Here is a 17,735-nt window from a genome sequence, read left to right on the forward strand (position 1 = left end):
CAAACAATGTTGGAGGTTACAAAAAACGATGAATCTTTATAACGTAGCTGATATCTAATACCGGCTTACATTTCTTTTCTTATTGCGGTTTGTGTTAATGTAGTTTTATGTATAGCAACTCTGTAAAAATACAAAAGCATTCAGCGTTTTTTTGTAACCTTTATTACACGAAACCCTGACAAATGTTGGTTCGGGTTTTCTCCCAGTTTCCTCCCAGTCACCTCTTACGAAAATTAATTTTCGTTGGAGCATTGTAAACCTACTTTAGCGGGAAGCTACACGGAGCTATAGTAAATGAGCAAGGGAGTGTAGAAAAATCTATGAACGCAAGCCAACAATCCACCTTGCTAACTAAACAAATATGGTTAACTTTGGCAACGATTTTAGAAACAGCAAAATAGATCACAGATCATGAAATATACTCCAAACGAGATTGAAGCCAAATGGCAACAGTATTGGGCAACAAACCAAACGTTTAAAGCTACTAACCAAAGCGATAAGCCAAAATATTATGTGTTAGACATGTTTCCTTATCCTTCTGGGGCGGGCTTACACGTGGGGCACCCGCTTGGGTACATTGCTTCAGATATTGTAGCGCGTTACAAGCGTCATCAAGGTTTTAATGTGTTGCATCCGCAAGGATATGATTCGTTTGGGTTACCAGCAGAACAGTATGCCATTCAAACTGGGCAACACCCTGCTATTACTACCGAAACCAATATCAAAAGATACCGCCAGCAGTTAGATAAAATTGGTTTTTCTTTTGATTGGAGTAGAGAAGTACGTACCTCAAATCCTGAATATTACAAATGGACACAATGGATTTTCATTCAGTTGTTCAACTCTTGGTATAACAATGAAAGTGATAAGGCGGAAGACATCAGTACGTTGGTAGCTATTTTCGAAAAAGAAGGAAACGCTACTGTAAATGCTGTTTGTGATGATAACATCGCTGTTTTTACTGCGGAAGAATGGAACGGATTTTCTTCGGAAGCACAACAGCAAATCTTGTTGCAATACCGTTTAACCTATTTGGCAGAAACCGAAGTAAACTGGTGTCCGGCTTTAGGAACGGTTTTAGCGAACGATGAGATTGTCAACGGTGTTTCAGAACGTGGTGGACATCCGGTAGTTCGTAAAAAAATGACACAATGGAGCATGCGTATTTCTGCCTATGCAGAGCGTTTGCTTGAAGGTTTGAATAGAATCGACTGGACAGAATCGTTGAAAGAAAGTCAACGTAACTGGATTGGTAAATCGGTAGGAGCGTCTGTGAAGTTCCCCATCCTATCCTTCCCCAAGGGGGAAGAGAAAGCAACGCCGGGTTACATGACTGGTGGTAATAATGCTCATTTATTAATAGAAAAAGCCAAGGAAAATAGAAACAATCCTACTGAAGCTGAAGCAATTTTATGGAATGCGCTTAGAGGAAAACAAGTAGGATACAAGTTTAGACAACAACATTTAATTTCAAATTTTATTGTAGATTTTGTGTGTTTGTCTAAAGGATTGGTCATTGAAGTTGATGGTGGAATTCATGATCAACAACAAGAAAAAGATGCAGAGCGTACAGCTATTTTAAATGAGCTTGGTTATAAAGTAATTCGTTTTAAAAACGAAGAAGTTATAGGAGATTTGGATGGTGTTTTAGAAACAATTGTCAATGTTTTGAAAACACAACCAGAAACTCCCCTTTCCTTTGGAGAGGGGCAGGGGGAGAGGAAATATATCGAGGTTTTCACAACCCGTCCTGATACTATTTTTGGAGTAACGTTTATGACACTTGCTCCAGAGCACGATTTAGTAGCGCAAATTACTACCGACGCACAAAAAGCAGCGGTAGAAGCCTATATAGAAGCCACTGCCAAGCGTAGTGAGCGCGAGCGTATGGCCGATGTAAAAACCATTTCTGGGGTATTTACTGGGGCGTATGCAGAGCATCCGTTTACCAAAGAACCTATTCCAATTTGGATTGGCGATTATGTACTAGCGGGTTATGGAACCGGAGCTGTAATGGCCGTGCCTTGTGGTGACGAGCGTGATTATGCGTTTGCCAATTTCTTCAAAGGAACCGAAGGCATGCCAGAAATCAAAAATATTTTCAATCAAGATATTTCAGAGGAAGCGTTTGCAGCCAAAGAAGGTTTTGAGTTGGTAGCATCTGATTTCTTAAACGGATTGGGCTACAAAGCCGGATTGCAAAAAGCTATTGAGCAATTAGAAGCTATTGGTGCCGGACAAGCAAAAGTAAACTACCGTTTGCGAGATGCAGTGTTTAGTCGTCAACGTTATTGGGGAGAACCGTTCCCGGTGTATTATGTGAACGGAATGCCACAAATGATTGCCGACGAATATTTGCCAATTCGCCTTCCGGAAGTAGAAAAATATTTACCAACCGAAACTGGCGAGCCGCCATTAGGCAACGCTACCGTTTGGGCTTGGGATACTACCAAAAATGAGGTAGTAAGCAATGACTTGATCGATAACGAAACGGTTTTTCCATTAGAGTTAAACACCATGCCGGGTTGGGCAGGAAGTAGCTGGTATTTTAACCGCTATATGGATGCTAACAATACCGAAGCTTTTGCATCGCAAGAGGCGTTGAATTATTGGAGAGAGATTGATTTATACATTGGTGGTAGCGAGCACGCAACAGGCCACTTGTTGTATTCTCGTTTCTGGCAAAAATTCTTGTTCGATAAAGGCGTAGTTCCTGTAGATGAATATGCAAAAAAGTTGATCAACCAAGGAATGATTTTGGGGAATTCTGCTTTTGTGTACAGAACTGAAGATGGTAAGTTAATTTCTAAAGGATTGGTAGGCGATCAAACAGTTTATCCTATCCACGCTGATTTAGCAGTGATCAACGATGTGACCAATGAATTAGATATTGAAGCATTCAAAGCACATCCATTATACACTGAATATAAAGATGCAGAATTCATACTAGAAGATGGAAAATACATTGTAGGCCGTGAGGTTGAAAAAATGTCAAAATCGAAATACAATGTGGTCAATCCTGATATTATTTGTGCAGAATACGGAGCAGATACTTTACGTATGTACGAAATGTTTTTAGGCCCATTAGAGCAAGCAAAACCATGGAATACTGCGGGTATGACAGGAGTTTCTGGTTTCTTGAAAAAACTTTGGCGTTTGTATACCAATGATGAAGGTTTCAATATTACCGATGCAGAGCCAAGCAAAGAAATGTACAAAGTGTTACATCAAACCATTAAAAAAGCAACAGAAGATATCGAGAATTTCTCATTCAATACTTCTGTTTCACAATTCATGATTTGTGTAAACGAGTTAGGAAAACTTAAATGTAACCACCGCGCTATTTTAGAGCCATTGGCAGTATTGGTTTCGCCATACGCTCCGCACATTGCAGAAGAATTGTGGAGTGGTTTAGGTCACGAAGAATCAATTTCGTGTGTAGCCTATCCTAAGTTCGAAGAGAAATACTTGGTAGAAAGCAGTAAAGAATATCCGGTTTCTTTCAACGGTAAAATGCGTTTCAAACTAGAATTGCCATTAGACATGTCTAAAGAAGATATCGAAAAAACAGTAATGGAAGATGAACGTACCCAAAACCAATTACAAGGAAGAACCCCTAAAAAGGTGATCATTGTTCCGGGGAAAATCATCAACATTGTTGGCTAAACAAGGATAACCAACGCTATTTATATGTCAATGCCGCTGTAGCACTTCCGTAGATGGAATGCTGTAGCGGCATTTTTTTGTGGCTAATTCTATTTTGTTAACTTCTGTAGGCTTCCCCTGATTAGAACTGCTTATTTGTCAAAAATATTCATTTAATTCCTTAGAGGGTACCCTCGAAGGAATTAAATTTTGCGTACGGCACTGGTGCCATATTACCTAATGATTTATGAGGTCTTATGTTATTATAATCCTCTAACCATATCATAGTTTGTTCTCTTACTTGATTAATGTCTTCAAAAATATATTTATCCAAGACACCTCTTCGGTAGGAACCATTAAAACGCTCAATAAATGCATTTTGTGTTGGTTTTCCAGGTTGTGTGTATTGGAACTTTATCTGATGCATTTCACTCCATTGCTGTGTAATCTTAGCAATAAACTCAGGACCGTTATCCATTCTTATTTTTAAAGGTTTACTTCTTCGATTAATTAAATGATTTAATACCCATACTATTCGATTGGCAGGAAGTGAAAAATCCACTTCTACATGAAGTGCTTCTCGATTATAATCATCAATAACAGTAAAAGCTCTAAAGCGTTTTTTGTTATCTAATACATCCGTTACAAAATCAATACTCCATGATTGATTTTGTTGTTCTGGAACTTCTAAAGGTTCTTTAATCCTAGCTGGTAAACGCTTCTTTACTTTACGCCGTAGACTTAACCCGAGCTTCTGGTAAATACGAAAAACTCGTTTGTGATTCCAAGTATATCCATCAGCACGTAGACGCTCAAAGGCTTTCCAAAATCCCTCTTCACTATGTGCTGCTACTTTTTCTTTAAGTGCTTGTTCTATAACGGAATCATCTTTCTCTTGTAAGCTATAGTAAAATACACTTTTACTAAGTAATAATACACGGCAAGCCCTGCTGATACCGTAATGTGAAAATTCAGTAGCTATGGCACGCTTCTGGCAAGGCTTTAGAGCTTTTTTTCAATAATCTCTTTAGCTAATTGGTGATCTAGTGCTAAACTGGCATACATCTGTTTTAAACGACGGTTTTCTTCTTCGAGTTCCTTAAGCCGTTTTAGCTCACTAGAATTCATGCCTGCATAGCGTTCACGCCACTTGTAGAAAGCTGCGGTGCTTACTCCGTATTCACGAGAGATCTCTGCCGCACTTTTGCCGTTATCAAACTCTTTTAAAATCTTAGCGATTTGTTCTGGTGAAAATTTACTCTTCTTCATACTGTTTAAAGTTAATAAAATTTATACTTTTAAACAGTCCTATTTTAAGGGAAGCTTACACTTCCAAATGAGATAGAAATTCTTTCGGTATTTCCTTTACGGTTAGAGCCGCCGGAATGTTGTTCTATAAACTGTTTCATTTTCTTTTCTTCAATTTCTTCAAACTTTGCTTGACTCACTTTTTTTCCGCCGGTTGGTGGTTCAATTGTTATGGTTTCTGTATTTAGAGAGATTTCGCTACACACCAACGTAAGGTCGCCCCTGTGCAATTCTAAGACCAATCCGGGTAACCCCTGGTATTCTTCCGGACCGTTGCTTACCGGGATTTCGGGCGTGTACCAAGCAATAACGGTGCGCTCTTCTTCTTTTTCTTCTTTGGGAGTATCGGTGCCAAAGCTGGTAATTTTAGAAGTATAAGTGTGAGTAGCTTTGTAGCAAGTGTATTGTCCTATTTTTTTGGTTTCTGAAGTAAGTTGCCAATCTTGTTTTGGCAAACTGTCTTGCACAGAAAATATCTTGCCCATCATATCGGTTTTGTTTACAAAGGTGCCGGTAGCAATGTTTTTATAATAGGTGTCCACGGCACCGCTACTTGCAATTTGTATTTGTATGCCATTGTTTAGTTGTGGTTGCGGACTGTTGAGGTGTGGCACTTCCTTGTAAATAGATTCCGATTGATTAAAAGTTAATGTAAACTCCTTTTGCATGGCAGCTGCCAATTGTTTTTGAATGGCCTCTTTTTGTTGGTCCGACATGCCTTGGTCTGAACTCATTGTGAATTTCGTTTTGTAATGCTGAAAATACGTAGCTTTTCCTTGTTGCGAAAAACTGCATTGCGAAACCATGATGAAAAGTAAAAATGCAAGATATTTCATAACTGTTCGATTTTTTGATGATTGTTTTAATGTTGAGATTTGATAAATGTTGTTGTGAATTTCTTAAGACCAGCAATAGTTTCGTTGATGTGAGCTGCTGTATTTTCTGATTTTAATTTAAATTCTGAATTGTTTTCTTGAGTGATACCGTTGTGTTTGTCAGTTATATGTTCGTTTACATAAGAAATTATAATGGTGATTTTCTCGTCTGGTTCGCTGTCAGAAAACATTGCTTTAAGGTCGTCCCAATCTATTTCTTCCAAATCTTCAAGGCTGGTTATTTTCATAGAGAATGATGAAGAAACTGTTTTAGAAGTTGTTTCCTGACTAAACACAGTACTACTATATACTAATAAGAAAACTAGGAGTAATTTTTTCATAACTGTTCGATTTTTTGATGATTGCTTTACAAAGATGCACTTCCTTTTTTACTCCAACAGTTAAGTAGTGTTAACGAGTGTTAACCGGCAGGTTTTCAGAATGAAAAGACCTATTTTTGAAACATGAACAATCGCAAATACCAATTCATATTATACGCCATCATTGCAACTATTGTACTTACCTTAGGTGTGCAAGTCTATTGGAATTACAGAAATTATGAAAATAATAAACAGCATTTTCAGAGTGAAGTGATTGCAAGTTTAGACACAGCTCTGGAAAAGTATTACAATCAAAAGTCTAAAGTTAACAGTTTGTCTATTATCAAAGTAGATTCGTTGGATAGTCCAGATGTTTCTAGAGTACTTGATTCGTTTTTTAAAAAGAAAATAAAACCACTGAAGCAGCATAGGGAATTGCATAACTTCTTTATAGATTCCACAAAAAAAGACACAGCAACGTCTGGTTTTAAGTCGCTTCATAAATATAAAAATGCTGGAGATACGTTGGTACAAATGTCTGTAAACTCTTTAACGTTTAATTCTAGTGAAACCAGCCCAGAAGGAATGCAGATATATTCCGGAAAATCTATGTACGATTCCTTAAAAACAGATCTTAATTTTACTTCCATTTTTATTTCGTTTACTATAGATTCCTTGGAATATGGCCAACTAGATAGTTTGATGAAATCAGAATTGCAACGGAAAGATATGGAGATTCCGTACAGCCTTACTTTTAAGAAAAAAGACACCATATTTTCTCAATTTCAACCAGATATTGTTCAACCTAACTTTTTAAAAGGCGAAGCGTCTACAGAGAATTTGTCAGATGGAGAGCAGTTGCTTATTCATTATCCAAACGCTACAGCTATTATTCTTCGGTTTGGGTTGTGGGGTATTTTGGTCTCGGCGATGTTGGCTTTGGTAATCATCAGTTGTTTGGTGTATCTAATGCAGGTGATTCGTAAGCAAAAACAACTGTCGGAGATCAAAGATGATTTTATCAGCAATATTACACACGAGTTCAAAACGCCCATTGCAGCCATTAGTGCGGCTTTAGAAGGTATGCAAAACTTCAATGTGCTCGATGATAAACAGAAAGCAACGCAGTACGTAGCCATGTCGCAGCAACAATTGCAAAAATTGAATGTGATGGTTGAAAAGATTTTAGAAACCTCTACTATGGAAACTTCAGAAATTGCCTTAGCAAGTCAATCGATTTCAATGAATACGTTATTGACGGATTTGGTCGATTTCTATCAATCTCAACATCCGGAAAAGCAATTTGAATTGACAGCTACAGAAAATTGTAGTTTGAAAGGCGATGCGTTTCATTTAGAAAATGCTATTAGTAATGTAGTAGATAATGCCGTGAAATACGGTGGAGATCATATAAAAGTAGACTTACAAAAAGCAGATAACATACTGATTAAGATAACCGATAACGGAGGCAACTTGTCTAAAGAACAGCAACAGAAGATTTTTGAAAAGTTCTACCGCGTTCCCAAAGGAAATGTACACAATGTAAAAGGTTTTGGGATTGGTTTGTACTACACCAAAACCATTGTTGAGAAGCACGGGGGAAGCATTTCGGTGAGTGTGGGAAAAATGAAAACTACTTTTAAAATTGAATTGCCGTATGTCTAAAACTACCACCATATTATTAGCCGAAGACGAAGCCGTATTGGCGCACATTGTAAAAGAAAGTTTGGAAACCCGTGGTTTCAAAGTAATTCATTGTGCCGATGGAGAAGCTGTGATGTCAACTTATCAAGAGCATCATCCAGATTTATTGGTGCTTGATGTAATGATGCCTAAAAAAGATGGTTTTACGGTGGCCAAAGAAATCAGAAACATCAATGCGCAATTGCCTATCATTTTCTTAACGGCCAAGTCACAAACCAAAGATGTGGTAGAAGGTTTTACCGTTGGAGGAAATGATTACCTGAAAAAGCCTTTCAGTATGGAAGAACTCATTGTGCGCATGCAAAATTTGTTACGAAGCACGACTGTAAAAGAAGCTGACTCGGAAGTGATTACTGTTGGGAATTATACATTTGATGTTGCCAAACAACAGTTGCAGTTTCAGCAAGGAGAGAGTGTGGAGTTGACACACAAGGAGTCGCAACTCTTGTTTTATTTGTTGCAGTATAAGAATGAAATTCTGGAGCGTTCCTTTATTCTCAACACACTTTGGGATACTGATGATTTTTTTACGGCCAGAAGTATGGATGTGTACATTACCAAGCTTCGAAAAAAGCTGAGTAAAGACGAAACCATCAAAATTATCAATGTTCGGGGCATTGGTTATAAGTTGTTGGTCTAATCGGTTACAATCATCTTGTTTTTTCGTGATTTGTTAAATGTGTAAAACTTATTCACAATCGTGTTATATTTTGTCAACTTTTCTTGGATTGTATCGCAGGATTTGTAGAATTTTGCATCTTAACAACACAACATTATGAAAATAGGAATTCCAAAGGAAATTAAAAACAACGAGAACCGTGTAGGGATGACGCCTGCCGGTGTTTTTGAACTCATTAAACACAAACATACCGTTTATGTACAGTCAACCGCGGGCGAAGGCAGCGGTTTTTTTGATGCTGATTACGAAGCAGTAGGAGCTACTATTTTACCAACCATTGAGGATGTTTACGATGCAGCAGAAATGATTGTAAAGGTAAAAGAACCTATCGCAGAAGAATATCCGTTGGTAAAACCAAATCAGTTATTATTTACGTATTTCCACTTTGCTTCTAGTGAAGAATTAACCTTGGCTATGCTGAAAAGCGAATCGGTTTGTATTGCGTATGAAACTGTAGAAGACCCAGATGGTAGCTTGCCATTGTTAACTCCAATGTCGGAAGTTGCAGGAAGAATGGCGATTCAACAAGGAGCGAAGTATTTAGAAAAACCAATCAAAGGAAAAGGAATTTTACTAGGGGGCGTTCCGGGAGTTTCTCCAGGAAAAGTATTGATCTTAGGTGCAGGTGTAGTAGGAATCCAAGCCGCTAAAATGGCAGCCGGATTAGGAGCACACGTGACTATCTTAGATGTAAACATGAAGCGTTTGCGTTATGTAAACGATATTATGCCACCACACGTAATAACCGGATTCTCTAATGAATACAACATTCGTAAGCACATTCAAACACACGATCTTATTGTTGGTGGTGTATTGATCAAAGGAGCGAAAGCTCCAAAATTAATCACCAGAGATATGTTGAAAGACATGCATCCAGGAGCTGTGATTGTAGATGTAGCGGTAGATCAAGGTGGTTGTATAGAAACTACGCATGCTACAACTCACGAAGATCCAACGTTCATTATTGACGATGTGGTACATTATTGTGTAGCCAACATGCCAGGAGCGGTTCCTTATACGTCAACGGTTGCATTAACCAACGTTACCTTGCCATATATTTTGAAATTGGCTAACAAAGGATGGGAACAGGCTTGTGAAGAAGATCCGGGCTTAGCAAAAGGGTTGAATATTGTACACGGAAAATGTGTGTATGAAGAAATTAACGAAGCTTTTGGCTGGGAAGTATCTTGCTAAGACTGTCAAAATTTCGGTTTTTTGAAATGGCTCACTTTTTGTAATTCATACATTCGTAACGAAAAAAGAAAAAGAAAATGTTAGGATATTATTTATTGATAGGAATTATCGCTTTGGTAAGTATGGCGGTGAGTTCCAAATTGAAAAGTAAGTTTAAGCACTATTCACAGGTTCATTTACAAAATGGCATGAGTGGTGCCGAGATAGCCGAAAAAATGTTAGCCGATCACGGAATTTATGATGTAAAAGTTATTTCAACTCCGGGAATGTTAACAGACCATTACAATCCAGCAAAGAAAACCGTAAACCTGTCAGAAGCTGTATATAGTCAGCGTAATGCAGCTGCGGCGGCAGTAGCAGCTCACGAATGTGGACATGCCGTGCAGCATGCCAAAGCCTATAGTTGGTTAACCATGCGTTCTAAACTAGTGCCTGTGGTGAGTGCAACATCCGGAATGTCGCAATGGTTGGTATTCGGTGGTTTAATTTTAGGAGCCGGGGTAGGACTCGGTTTTGGATTTTACATTGCCGTAGCAGGATTGATTTTTATGGCGTTGGCAACTATCTTTAGTTTTATAACACTACCTGTAGAGTACGATGCAAGTAACAGAGCCTTGGCTTGGTTAAAGAATAAACACATGCTCAATCAGCAGGAATATGAAGGAGCAGAAGATGCTTTGAAATGGGCAGCAAGAACGTACTTAGTCGCAGCTTTAGGGGCATTAGCTTCTTTGTTATACTGGGCTTTACAAGTTTTTGGCGGAAGAGATTAAGCAAGTTATATAGATATTTTGAAAAGCGATTGTCAGTTGGCAATCGCTTTTTTTATGATAGAAGCTTTTAAGAAGCATTAGTTTGATTATTTTTACTGCATGATTTTAGTAACCGGAGCAACAGGAATGGTTGGTGCACATGTATTGGTGCGCTTGTTAGAAAAGCAACAACAGGTACGTGCTTTGTACCGATCGGAAGCTAAAATTCAGCAATTGGCAAAATCTTCATTATTTAATGGGAAAGAGCATCTTTTTGAAACTATTGAATGGGTAAAAGCAGATATCAGAGATGTTCCTGCGTTGGAATTTGCTTTTATAGATGTAGATGAAGTATATCATTGTGCCGGGTTTATCTCTTTCAATCCTAAAGATTATCGTAATTTAAGAACTATCAATATTGATGGAACAGCTAATGTGGTGAACTTCTGTATTGCAAAACAGGTGAAAAAACTTTGCTATGTAAGTTCTATAGCAACACTTGGTAATCCTGATAAAGATGGGGTAGTTACTGAAAAATGTTTTTGGAACCCTGATGAAGATCATCATGTATACGGAATCACCAAATACGGTGCGGAAATGGAAGTTTGGCGTGCTTCTCAAGAAGGTGTTCCAGTCGTAATTGTTAATCCGGGAGTGATTTTTGGTGCTGATATGAGTAGCAAAAGTATGGATGTCTTCAAACAGGTAAAAAAGGGATTGTCATTCTACACAGAAGGCGGCAGCGGATTTGTATCTGTAGATGATGTAGTTACTATTATGTTGCGTTTAATGGAAAGTACCATAAAAAATGAACGTTTTATTGTAGTTTCTGAAAACCTATCTTATCAAACCTTGGTAACCGAAGTGGCCAAAGCTGTCAACGCAAAGATACCTTCGAAAAAAGCAACCAAATCTTTGTTGAGAACCGTTCAGTTTTTAGATTGGATACGAGGTATTTTTACTGGAGGAAGTAGATCTTTTACAAAGTATACCGTTCAGTCGTTACATACACAAACCAGCTATAGTACCGATAAAATTAAGGAAGCCATAGATTTTGAGTTTGAACCTATGGACAAAGTTATTCAGCGTTACGGTACATCTTTTTGATTTTCTTTCCGAAGTGTGAGTTGTTCTAATCTTAAATTGTAAAAAATAGGTTCTACAATCATGATTAGCATATACCAGTCCATCCCGGAAAATAATTCCGTAGCAAAAACTACCACCCAAATAATAGCCGGCAGATGGAAGGCTATAAAACTGTTTTTCAGTTTATCAAAGCTGAAATTGAGTGAGTTGATCACCGCGTTCAAAATCACAAATAAAATTCCAAAAACCAGCGCAAGGAAAATAATTTGGGGGTTGTCATTAGTCAATGTTCCTTTCAAATAGGAGAGTACCAATACCAGCGCAAATGAAAAAATGAAACTAAATATAAGTTGTATGATAAATAGTTTTTTAATCATTTTTTATTATCATTCACATTAGAGGTAGACTTTAGAATAGGTTTCTTTGGAGTTGAACTTTTTTTACTCTTTTTTGATAAACTATCTGTTTTCGCTTGATTTTTTTGTCGTTCTATATTGATGGAATCCTGGATTCTTTTTTGTTCTTTTTGAAGTTTATCTTTTATTTTATCAAAAATCTTGGCATATTCTTCCGGGTTTTTGGCAGCATAGTAAACGCTACTGTTGGAAAATTGTGCACTATCTATTTGATATTTTTTTAGAAGATATTCCTGCGGATTGATGTTGTTTTTCTGCAACGCATCAATATCAACTCCTTTTATTGCCGTAATAAGACTCAAATCATAAAGCACCTTTTCCATCTTATCAGGTGGAATCAAATCATCGGGTTTTTCTATGATGGTTTGTTTACAGCTTATAAAAACTAAACTGAAAACTAATAAGACGAAAATCTGCTTCATATTATCTGTTAAACGTTAATCGTTTTGCATTTCTTTTTTCTGAAATAATTCCTTTTTCGTAAGCCAAATGCCCGTTTACAAAAGTATGCGTTACGCTAGATGAAAACTGGGTGCCTTCAAAAGGAGACCATTTACAATCGTATTCAATATTTTCTTTGTTTACAATCCAAGGGCTATTCATATCTACCAAAACCAAATCGGCATAATAGCCTTCTCTAATATAACCTCTATCTTTAATATTGAAAAGGATTGCCGGATTATGACACATTTTTTGTGCCAGTTTTTCAATACTGATACGACCTGTTTTTACAGATTCTAGCCAAGCCACCAAAGCATGTTGCACTAGTGGACCTCCAGAAGGTGCACTGGTATACACATTTTGTTTTTCCTCTAGCGTGTGAGGTGCGTGGTCTGTAGCTATTACATCAATACGGTCATCCAATAAAGCTTCCCATAAACCATCTTTATCTTTTTGGGTTTTTACTGCCGGATTCCATTTTATAAAGGTTCCTTTCTTTTCATAATCGGCGTCTGTAAACCAAAGGTGGTGTGTACATACTTCGGCAGTAATTTTCTTTTCGGAAAGCGGAATGTCGTTACGGAAAAGATGTGTTTCTTTTTCGGTAGATACATGGAAAACATGCAATCTGGCTCCGGTTTTCTTAGCAAGTTCTATTGCTTTGCTCGAAGATAAATAGCAAGCTTCTTCACTACGAATGATTGGGTGGTATTTTATAGGAATATCATCACCATAAATACTTTTGTAGTGTTCCATATTTCTGCGAATGGTGCCTTCATCTTCGCAATGTGCTGCGATGACCATTTCTGTATTCGAAAAAATAGATTCAATTACTTTTTCATTATCAACTAGCATATTTCCGGTAGAAGATCCCAGAAAAAGTTTTACTCCGGCACATGAAAGCGGATCTAGCTTTTTCAGTTCCTCCAAGTTGTCGTTGGTTCCTCCAAAGAAAAAAGAGTAGTTGGCGTACGCACTATTGGCAGCGATATTGAACTTGTCTTCCAGCTTTTCTATAGTAGTAGTCTGTGGATTGGTGTTGGGCTGTTCCATAAAAGTGGTGATTCCGCCCGCAACGGCAGCTCTACTTTCGGTGGCAATGTTTCCTTTGTGCGTGAGTCCTGGTTCTCTAAAATGTACCTGATCATCAATGATTCCCGGCATCAAATATTTTCCTTCGGCATCAATGATGACATCAGCGCCGGCATCTTTAATGCTGGAAGCTATTTTTTCAATTCTTTCGTTCACAATTAATACATCGGAAGAAAAAACAGTTCCTTCGTTTACTACTTGTGCATTTTTGATGAGGTATTTCATTTTTGAAAAAGACTTTTAAGTTTCATGGAGACCACTCCGAAAATTGCTTCATATATGATAGATCCACTCATTTTTGAGATTCCCTTTACACGATCTTTAAAGATAACAGGAATTTCCAGTATGGTGAATTTTTTTAAATAGGCTTTGAACTTCATTTCTATTTGAAATGCATAGCCTACAAAGTGAATTTTATCAAGATTGATGGTTTCTAGAACGTGGCGTTTGTAACAAATAAAACCAGCGGTGGAATCATTTACGTCCATGCCCGTGATAAGTTTTACATATTTTGAAGCGCCATAGGAAAGTAAAATACGGTTCAACGGCCAGTTGACCACCGTAATTCCTTTTACATAGCGCGATCCAATGGCTAAATCTGCTCCTTTGTGGTAACAAGCTTCTAAGAGAAACTCTAGATCTTTTGGGTTGTGAGAGAAGTCAGCATCCATTTCAAAAATAAATTCATAATCTCTTGCCAGGGCCCATTTAAAACCGTGAATATATGCAGTACCCAAACCAGATTTTTCGGTTCGTTGTTCTAGAAATATGCGGTTTGGAAATTCGTTTTTTAAATTTAATACAGCTTCAGCCGTGCCGTCTGGCGAATTATCATCTACCACCAAAATGTTGAATAAAGAGGGTTGTGCTAGCACCGCTTGGATGATGGCCTCTATGTTTTCAATTTCGTTGTATGTGGGTATAATTACGAGGCTTTTTGGCATTTGCGTAAAAATTTTAGGCAAAAATATAATTTTCTAAAAACTTGTTTGTTGATAAAGTGAGTTTATCTGTTATTTAACAGAAAACCTTACTTTTGAAACCTAAAAGAATTGCATGAACGCCATAACTCGCATCACTTCAAATTATGATTGGATAACCTTACTATTTTTTGGGGTTATTTGTGTAGTTTGGATTGCAAAATCCTTGTATTACCATAGGTTTATGGAGTTTTTGCAACTACCTTTTAATAACAAGTATTTTTCAGCTATTTTAAAGGAAAAGAATTTAGAGAGTTCGTTTACTTTGTTAATGCTTGTTGTTCAAATTGTAAGCTTTTCACTCTTTCTTTGGGCTTGTTTACAAACTTCCATAGTGCTTCCGGTAAATGAAGTTTCCAGCATTCCTTTTTGGATCATATTACTTGGAGTTTTCTTGTTCATCAGTTGTAAAATTGTTTTACAGGTTTTAATTTCTTCAGTTTTTGATATTCAAAATTATACCAATGAATTTCTGTATAGAAAATTAAGTTACCTCAATTACAGCGCTTTATTAATTTTGGTAGGAGGAGCCTTTAGTATCTACAATAAAAACCTGTCAATTTCGGCGCTTTATATTACTTTTTTTATTGGTTTTTTAGTAAATCTTGTAGGTTGGTTGGGCATCTTAAAAAATTATCAAAAATTCATCCTCAGATACTTATTCTATTTTATTTTGTATCTTTGCGCTTTCGAAATAGCACCCTTGCTAATTGTAGGGGGTTATTTAACAACTAAATAGCGTCATTAAACTAAAAGGTTATACATGAAAGTGAAAACAATTCTGGTTTCGCAACCGGAACCTAAAGTAGAGCACTCCCCGTATTCACAGCTTGTAGAGAAGCAAAAAGTAAAAGTTGATTTCAGACCTTTTATACATGTAGAAGGAGTAGATGCAAAGGACGTTAGACATCAGAAAATAGATCTTTCTAAATTCACTGCGATTATTCTAACGAGTAGAAATGCTGTAGATCATTTTTTTAGAGTAGCGGAAGAAATGCGATTTAAAGTACCAGACAGTATGAAGTACTTTTGTCAATCGGAAGCTGTAGCTTATTATCTTCAAAAGTATGTGGTGTACAGAAAACGTAAAATCTATGTGGGTAAAAGAACATTTGCAGAGTTAGCTCCAAGTATTAAAAAATACAAGGATGAAAAATTCTTATTGCCATCTTCTGATGTTTTAAAAGATGATGTTCCTGCTACATTAGACAAGTTGAAAGTAAACTGGACAAGAGGAGTTTTCTACAAAACCGTAATAAGTGATCTTTCTGATTTGAAAGATGTTTATTATGATATTTTAGTATTCTTTAGCCCGTCTGGCATAGAGTCTCTATTTCATAATTTTTCGGATTTCAAGCAAAACGATACCCGAATTGCAGTATTTGGAAACACGACTCAAAAAGCAGCGGAAGAAGCTGGTTTGAGAATTGATATCAAAGCACCAGCTCCTGATACACCATCGATGACCATGGCTTTGGAAAAATATATTGTTGAAGTAAATAAAACGAAATAACGTTTTAAATAGATAAGAAAAGGTTGCCACTTGGCAACCTTTTCTACATCCTCTATTAACTAAATTCAACTAATAAGGGCCGCCGGCCATTATTTCTTTACTTGCATACGATTCAAATTTTTTAAAGTTGGCTTTAAAAGCCTCAACTAATTGAGTAGCCTTTTTTTGATATGCATTTTTATCTTCCCATGTTTCTTGTGGATCTAAAATATAGGAAGGTACTCCCTCACATTTTTTAGGAACAGAAAGGTGAAAGAAAGGATCTTTCATATAGTCTTCATTCCCTAAATTATTTAAAGAGCCGTTTAATGCAGCGTTGATCATTGCTCTGGTATACGTTAGCTTCATTCGATGACCAGTTCCGTATGGTCCTGCAGTCCATCCAGTGTTCACAAGCCAAACATTTACATTGTTTATCTTTATTTTTTCACTGAGCATCTCTGCATATTCCGTTGGGTGTAGCGGCATAAACGGTGCTCCAAAGCAAGCAGAAAAACTAGGTGTAGGTTCGTTGATTCCTTCCTCGGTTCCAGCAACTTTTGCGGTATAGCCAGATATAAAATGATACGCAGCTTGCTCTGGTGTAAGTTTTGAAATGGGAGGAAGCACACCAAACGCATCAGCTGTTAAAAAGAATATATTCTTTGGATTCTCTCCTATCGAAGGTTTTTGAAAGTTTTTTATAAAATTGATTGGGTAGCTAACTCTTGTATTCTGCGTAATGCTGTCATTAGTAAAATCAACTGAACCATCTTTCTGAAGTATTACATTTTCTAAAAGTGCCCCTTCTTTTATGGCTTCAAATATTTCAGGTTCTTTTTCTTTAGAAAGGTTGAGCACTTTTGCATAACAACCTCCTTCAAAATTGAAAATGGTGTTTTCAGGAGTCCAGCCGTGTTCGTCATCACCTATCAATCTGCGGTTTGGATCTGCAGATAAAGTTGTTTTACCAGTTCCGGAAAGGCCAAAGAAAATAGCGGTATCGTCATCTTTTCCTACGTTTGCACTACAATGCATTGGCATTACATGATGATTTTTTGGAAGTAGAAAGTTAAGTGCAGAAAAAATTCCTTTTTTTATTTCTCCAGTGTATCCAGAACCCCCTATGAGAACTACTTTACGAGTAAAGTTAATAATTGAGAAATTGTGTTGTCTTGTACCGTCTTTTTCCGGACTAGCCATGAATTCTGGTGCATTGATTACCGTCCATTCAGGATCAAATACTTCTAGCTCATTTTCGGTAGGTTCAATAAACATGTTGTACACAAAAAGATTGCTCCAAGGATAATCTGTAATAAATCGAATGCTGGTTTGATACTTTTTTTCAGCACATGCAAAAGCATCTCTTACATACAATTCTTTTTGGGAAAGGTAAGAAACCATTTTACCGTAAAGCTTGTCAAACTGTTTACTGTCAAAAGGAATATTGATATCTCCCCACCAAACGGTATCTTTTGTGATTTCGTCTTTAACAATAAAACGATCTTTAGGAGAACGACCGGTAAATGCACCTGTGTTAATGGCAAGTGTTCCATTGCGGGTAACGACCCCGAGGTCTTTTTTCAAAGTAATTTCCTGTAGTTTTTCAGGAGTTAATTGATAATGTTGTAAACCACCAATGATTCCTAAATACTCCAGAGAAATTTCGTGTTTGGTAATTGCTGACGTTGGCATATACATTTGTTTGTTGTGTTTGTACTAGCAAATGTATAGAAATATTAGAACTACAA

General features: G+C 37.1%; 16 protein-coding genes. 8 read left to right on the plus strand and 8 right to left on the minus strand.

All coding sequences use genetic code 11. The annotated features are described in order from the left end of the window. The first annotated feature begins 411 nt into the window (after positions 1–411). Positions 412–3,666 (plus strand): leucine--tRNA ligase, encoded by a 3,255-nt coding sequence (locus tag BM383_RS01980; protein WP_093022260.1) that lies wholly within the window; start codon positions 412–414, stop codon positions 3,664–3,666. 160 nt (positions 3,667–3,826) lie between these two features. Here the strand turns inward: BM383_RS01980 and BM383_RS01985 are convergent. The 3 genes from BM383_RS01985 to BM383_RS01995 form a co-directional block, all read right to left on the minus strand. Next, a protein-coding gene (locus BM383_RS01985) for an IS3 family transposase (RefSeq protein WP_093022263.1) occupies positions 3,827–4,914 on the minus strand; the annotation gives its coding sequence in 2 pieces (ribosomal slippage) (positions 3,827–4,653 and positions 4,653–4,914; 1,089 coding nt in all). Between the two features lie 44 nt (positions 4,915–4,958). After that, positions 4,959–5,789 (minus strand): GLPGLI family protein, encoded by an 831-nt coding sequence (locus BM383_RS01990; protein ID WP_093022266.1) that lies wholly within the window; start codon positions 5,787–5,789, stop codon positions 4,959–4,961. 26 nt (positions 5,790–5,815) lie between these two features. Continuing rightward, the gene (locus BM383_RS01995) at positions 5,816–6,169 is read right to left on the minus strand and encodes a hypothetical protein (RefSeq protein ID WP_093022269.1); all 354 of its coding nucleotides are present in this window, start codon (positions 6,167–6,169) and stop codon (positions 5,816–5,818) included. 123 nt (positions 6,170–6,292) lie between these two features. On the opposite strand from BM383_RS01995, the gene BM383_RS02000 reads away from it, so the two are divergent. The 5 genes from BM383_RS02000 (at position 6,293) to BM383_RS02020 (ending at position 11,584) form a co-directional block, all read left to right on the plus strand. After that, positions 6,293–7,813, plus strand: coding sequence for a sensor histidine kinase (locus BM383_RS02000; protein WP_093022272.1), 1,521 nt, complete (start codon positions 6,293–6,295; stop codon positions 7,811–7,813). After that, positions 7,806–8,492 carry a response regulator transcription factor gene (locus BM383_RS02005; RefSeq protein WP_093022275.1) on the plus strand — a complete coding sequence of 229 codons (687 nt, stop codon included), beginning with the start codon at positions 7,806–7,808 and terminating at the stop codon, positions 8,490–8,492. The genes BM383_RS02000 and BM383_RS02005 overlap by 8 nt, the downstream gene beginning before the upstream one ends. Before the next feature lie 135 nt (positions 8,493–8,627). Then, complete coding sequence (gene ald / locus BM383_RS02010) at positions 8,628–9,725, plus strand: alanine dehydrogenase (protein WP_093022278.1); 1,098 nt, start codon at positions 8,628–8,630, stop codon at positions 9,723–9,725. Positions 9,726–9,802: 77 nt separating this feature from the next. Then, entirely contained in the window at positions 9,803–10,498 is a 696-nt protein-coding gene (locus BM383_RS02015; RefSeq protein ID WP_093022281.1) for a zinc metallopeptidase, read from the plus strand. Positions 10,499–10,597: 99 nt separating this feature from the next. Then, positions 10,598–11,584, plus strand: a complete 987-nt coding sequence (locus BM383_RS02020) for an NAD-dependent epimerase/dehydratase family protein (RefSeq protein ID WP_093022283.1) — start codon at positions 10,598–10,600, stop codon at positions 11,582–11,584. On the opposite strand, the gene BM383_RS02025 is transcribed toward BM383_RS02020, so the two are convergent. The 4 genes from BM383_RS02025 to BM383_RS02040 are packed head-to-tail and all read right to left on the minus strand — an operon-like array spanning position 11,566 to position 14,456. After that, positions 11,566–11,940, minus strand: a complete 375-nt coding sequence (locus tag BM383_RS02025; protein ID WP_143106328.1) for a hypothetical protein — start codon at positions 11,938–11,940, stop codon at positions 11,566–11,568. The genes BM383_RS02020 and BM383_RS02025 overlap by 19 nt on opposite strands. Continuing rightward, positions 11,937–12,401, minus strand: a complete 465-nt coding sequence (locus BM383_RS02030; RefSeq protein ID WP_093022289.1) for a DUF4296 domain-containing protein — start codon at positions 12,399–12,401, stop codon at positions 11,937–11,939. The genes BM383_RS02025 and BM383_RS02030 overlap by 4 nt, the downstream gene beginning before the upstream one ends. 1 nt (position 12,402) lies before the next feature. After that, positions 12,403–13,737 carry a dihydroorotase gene (locus tag BM383_RS02035; RefSeq protein WP_093022292.1) on the minus strand — a complete coding sequence of 445 codons (1,335 nt, stop codon included), beginning with the start codon at positions 13,735–13,737 and terminating at the stop codon, positions 12,403–12,405. Continuing rightward, entirely contained in the window at positions 13,734–14,456 is a 723-nt protein-coding gene (locus BM383_RS02040; protein ID WP_093022296.1) for a polyprenol monophosphomannose synthase, read from the minus strand. Before BM383_RS02040 ends, BM383_RS02035 begins: the two co-directional genes overlap by 4 nt. A 112-nt stretch (positions 14,457–14,568) precedes the next feature. Between BM383_RS02040 and BM383_RS02045 the strand changes: the two genes are divergently transcribed. Together BM383_RS02045 and BM383_RS02050 are read left to right on the plus strand one after the other, a co-directional pair. Further along, on the plus strand, positions 14,569–15,231 hold the full coding sequence (locus BM383_RS02045) for a DUF4271 domain-containing protein (protein WP_093022300.1): 663 nt from the start codon (positions 14,569–14,571) through the stop codon (positions 15,229–15,231). A 24-nt stretch (positions 15,232–15,255) separates the two neighbouring features. After that, positions 15,256–16,005, plus strand: coding sequence for a uroporphyrinogen-III synthase (locus BM383_RS02050; RefSeq protein ID WP_093022303.1), 750 nt, complete (start codon positions 15,256–15,258; stop codon positions 16,003–16,005). A 69-nt stretch (positions 16,006–16,074) separates the two neighbouring features. Here the strand turns inward: BM383_RS02050 and pckA are convergent, their stop codons facing one another. After that, positions 16,075–17,679, minus strand: a complete 1,605-nt coding sequence (pckA, locus tag BM383_RS02055; protein ID WP_093022306.1) for a phosphoenolpyruvate carboxykinase (ATP) — start codon at positions 17,677–17,679, stop codon at positions 16,075–16,077. Positions 17,680–17,735: the final 56 nt, after the last annotated feature.

Source organism: Pustulibacterium marinum, from assembly GCF_900116665.1.
Lineage (GTDB): Bacteria > Bacteroidota > Bacteroidia > Flavobacteriales > Flavobacteriaceae > Pustulibacterium > Pustulibacterium marinum.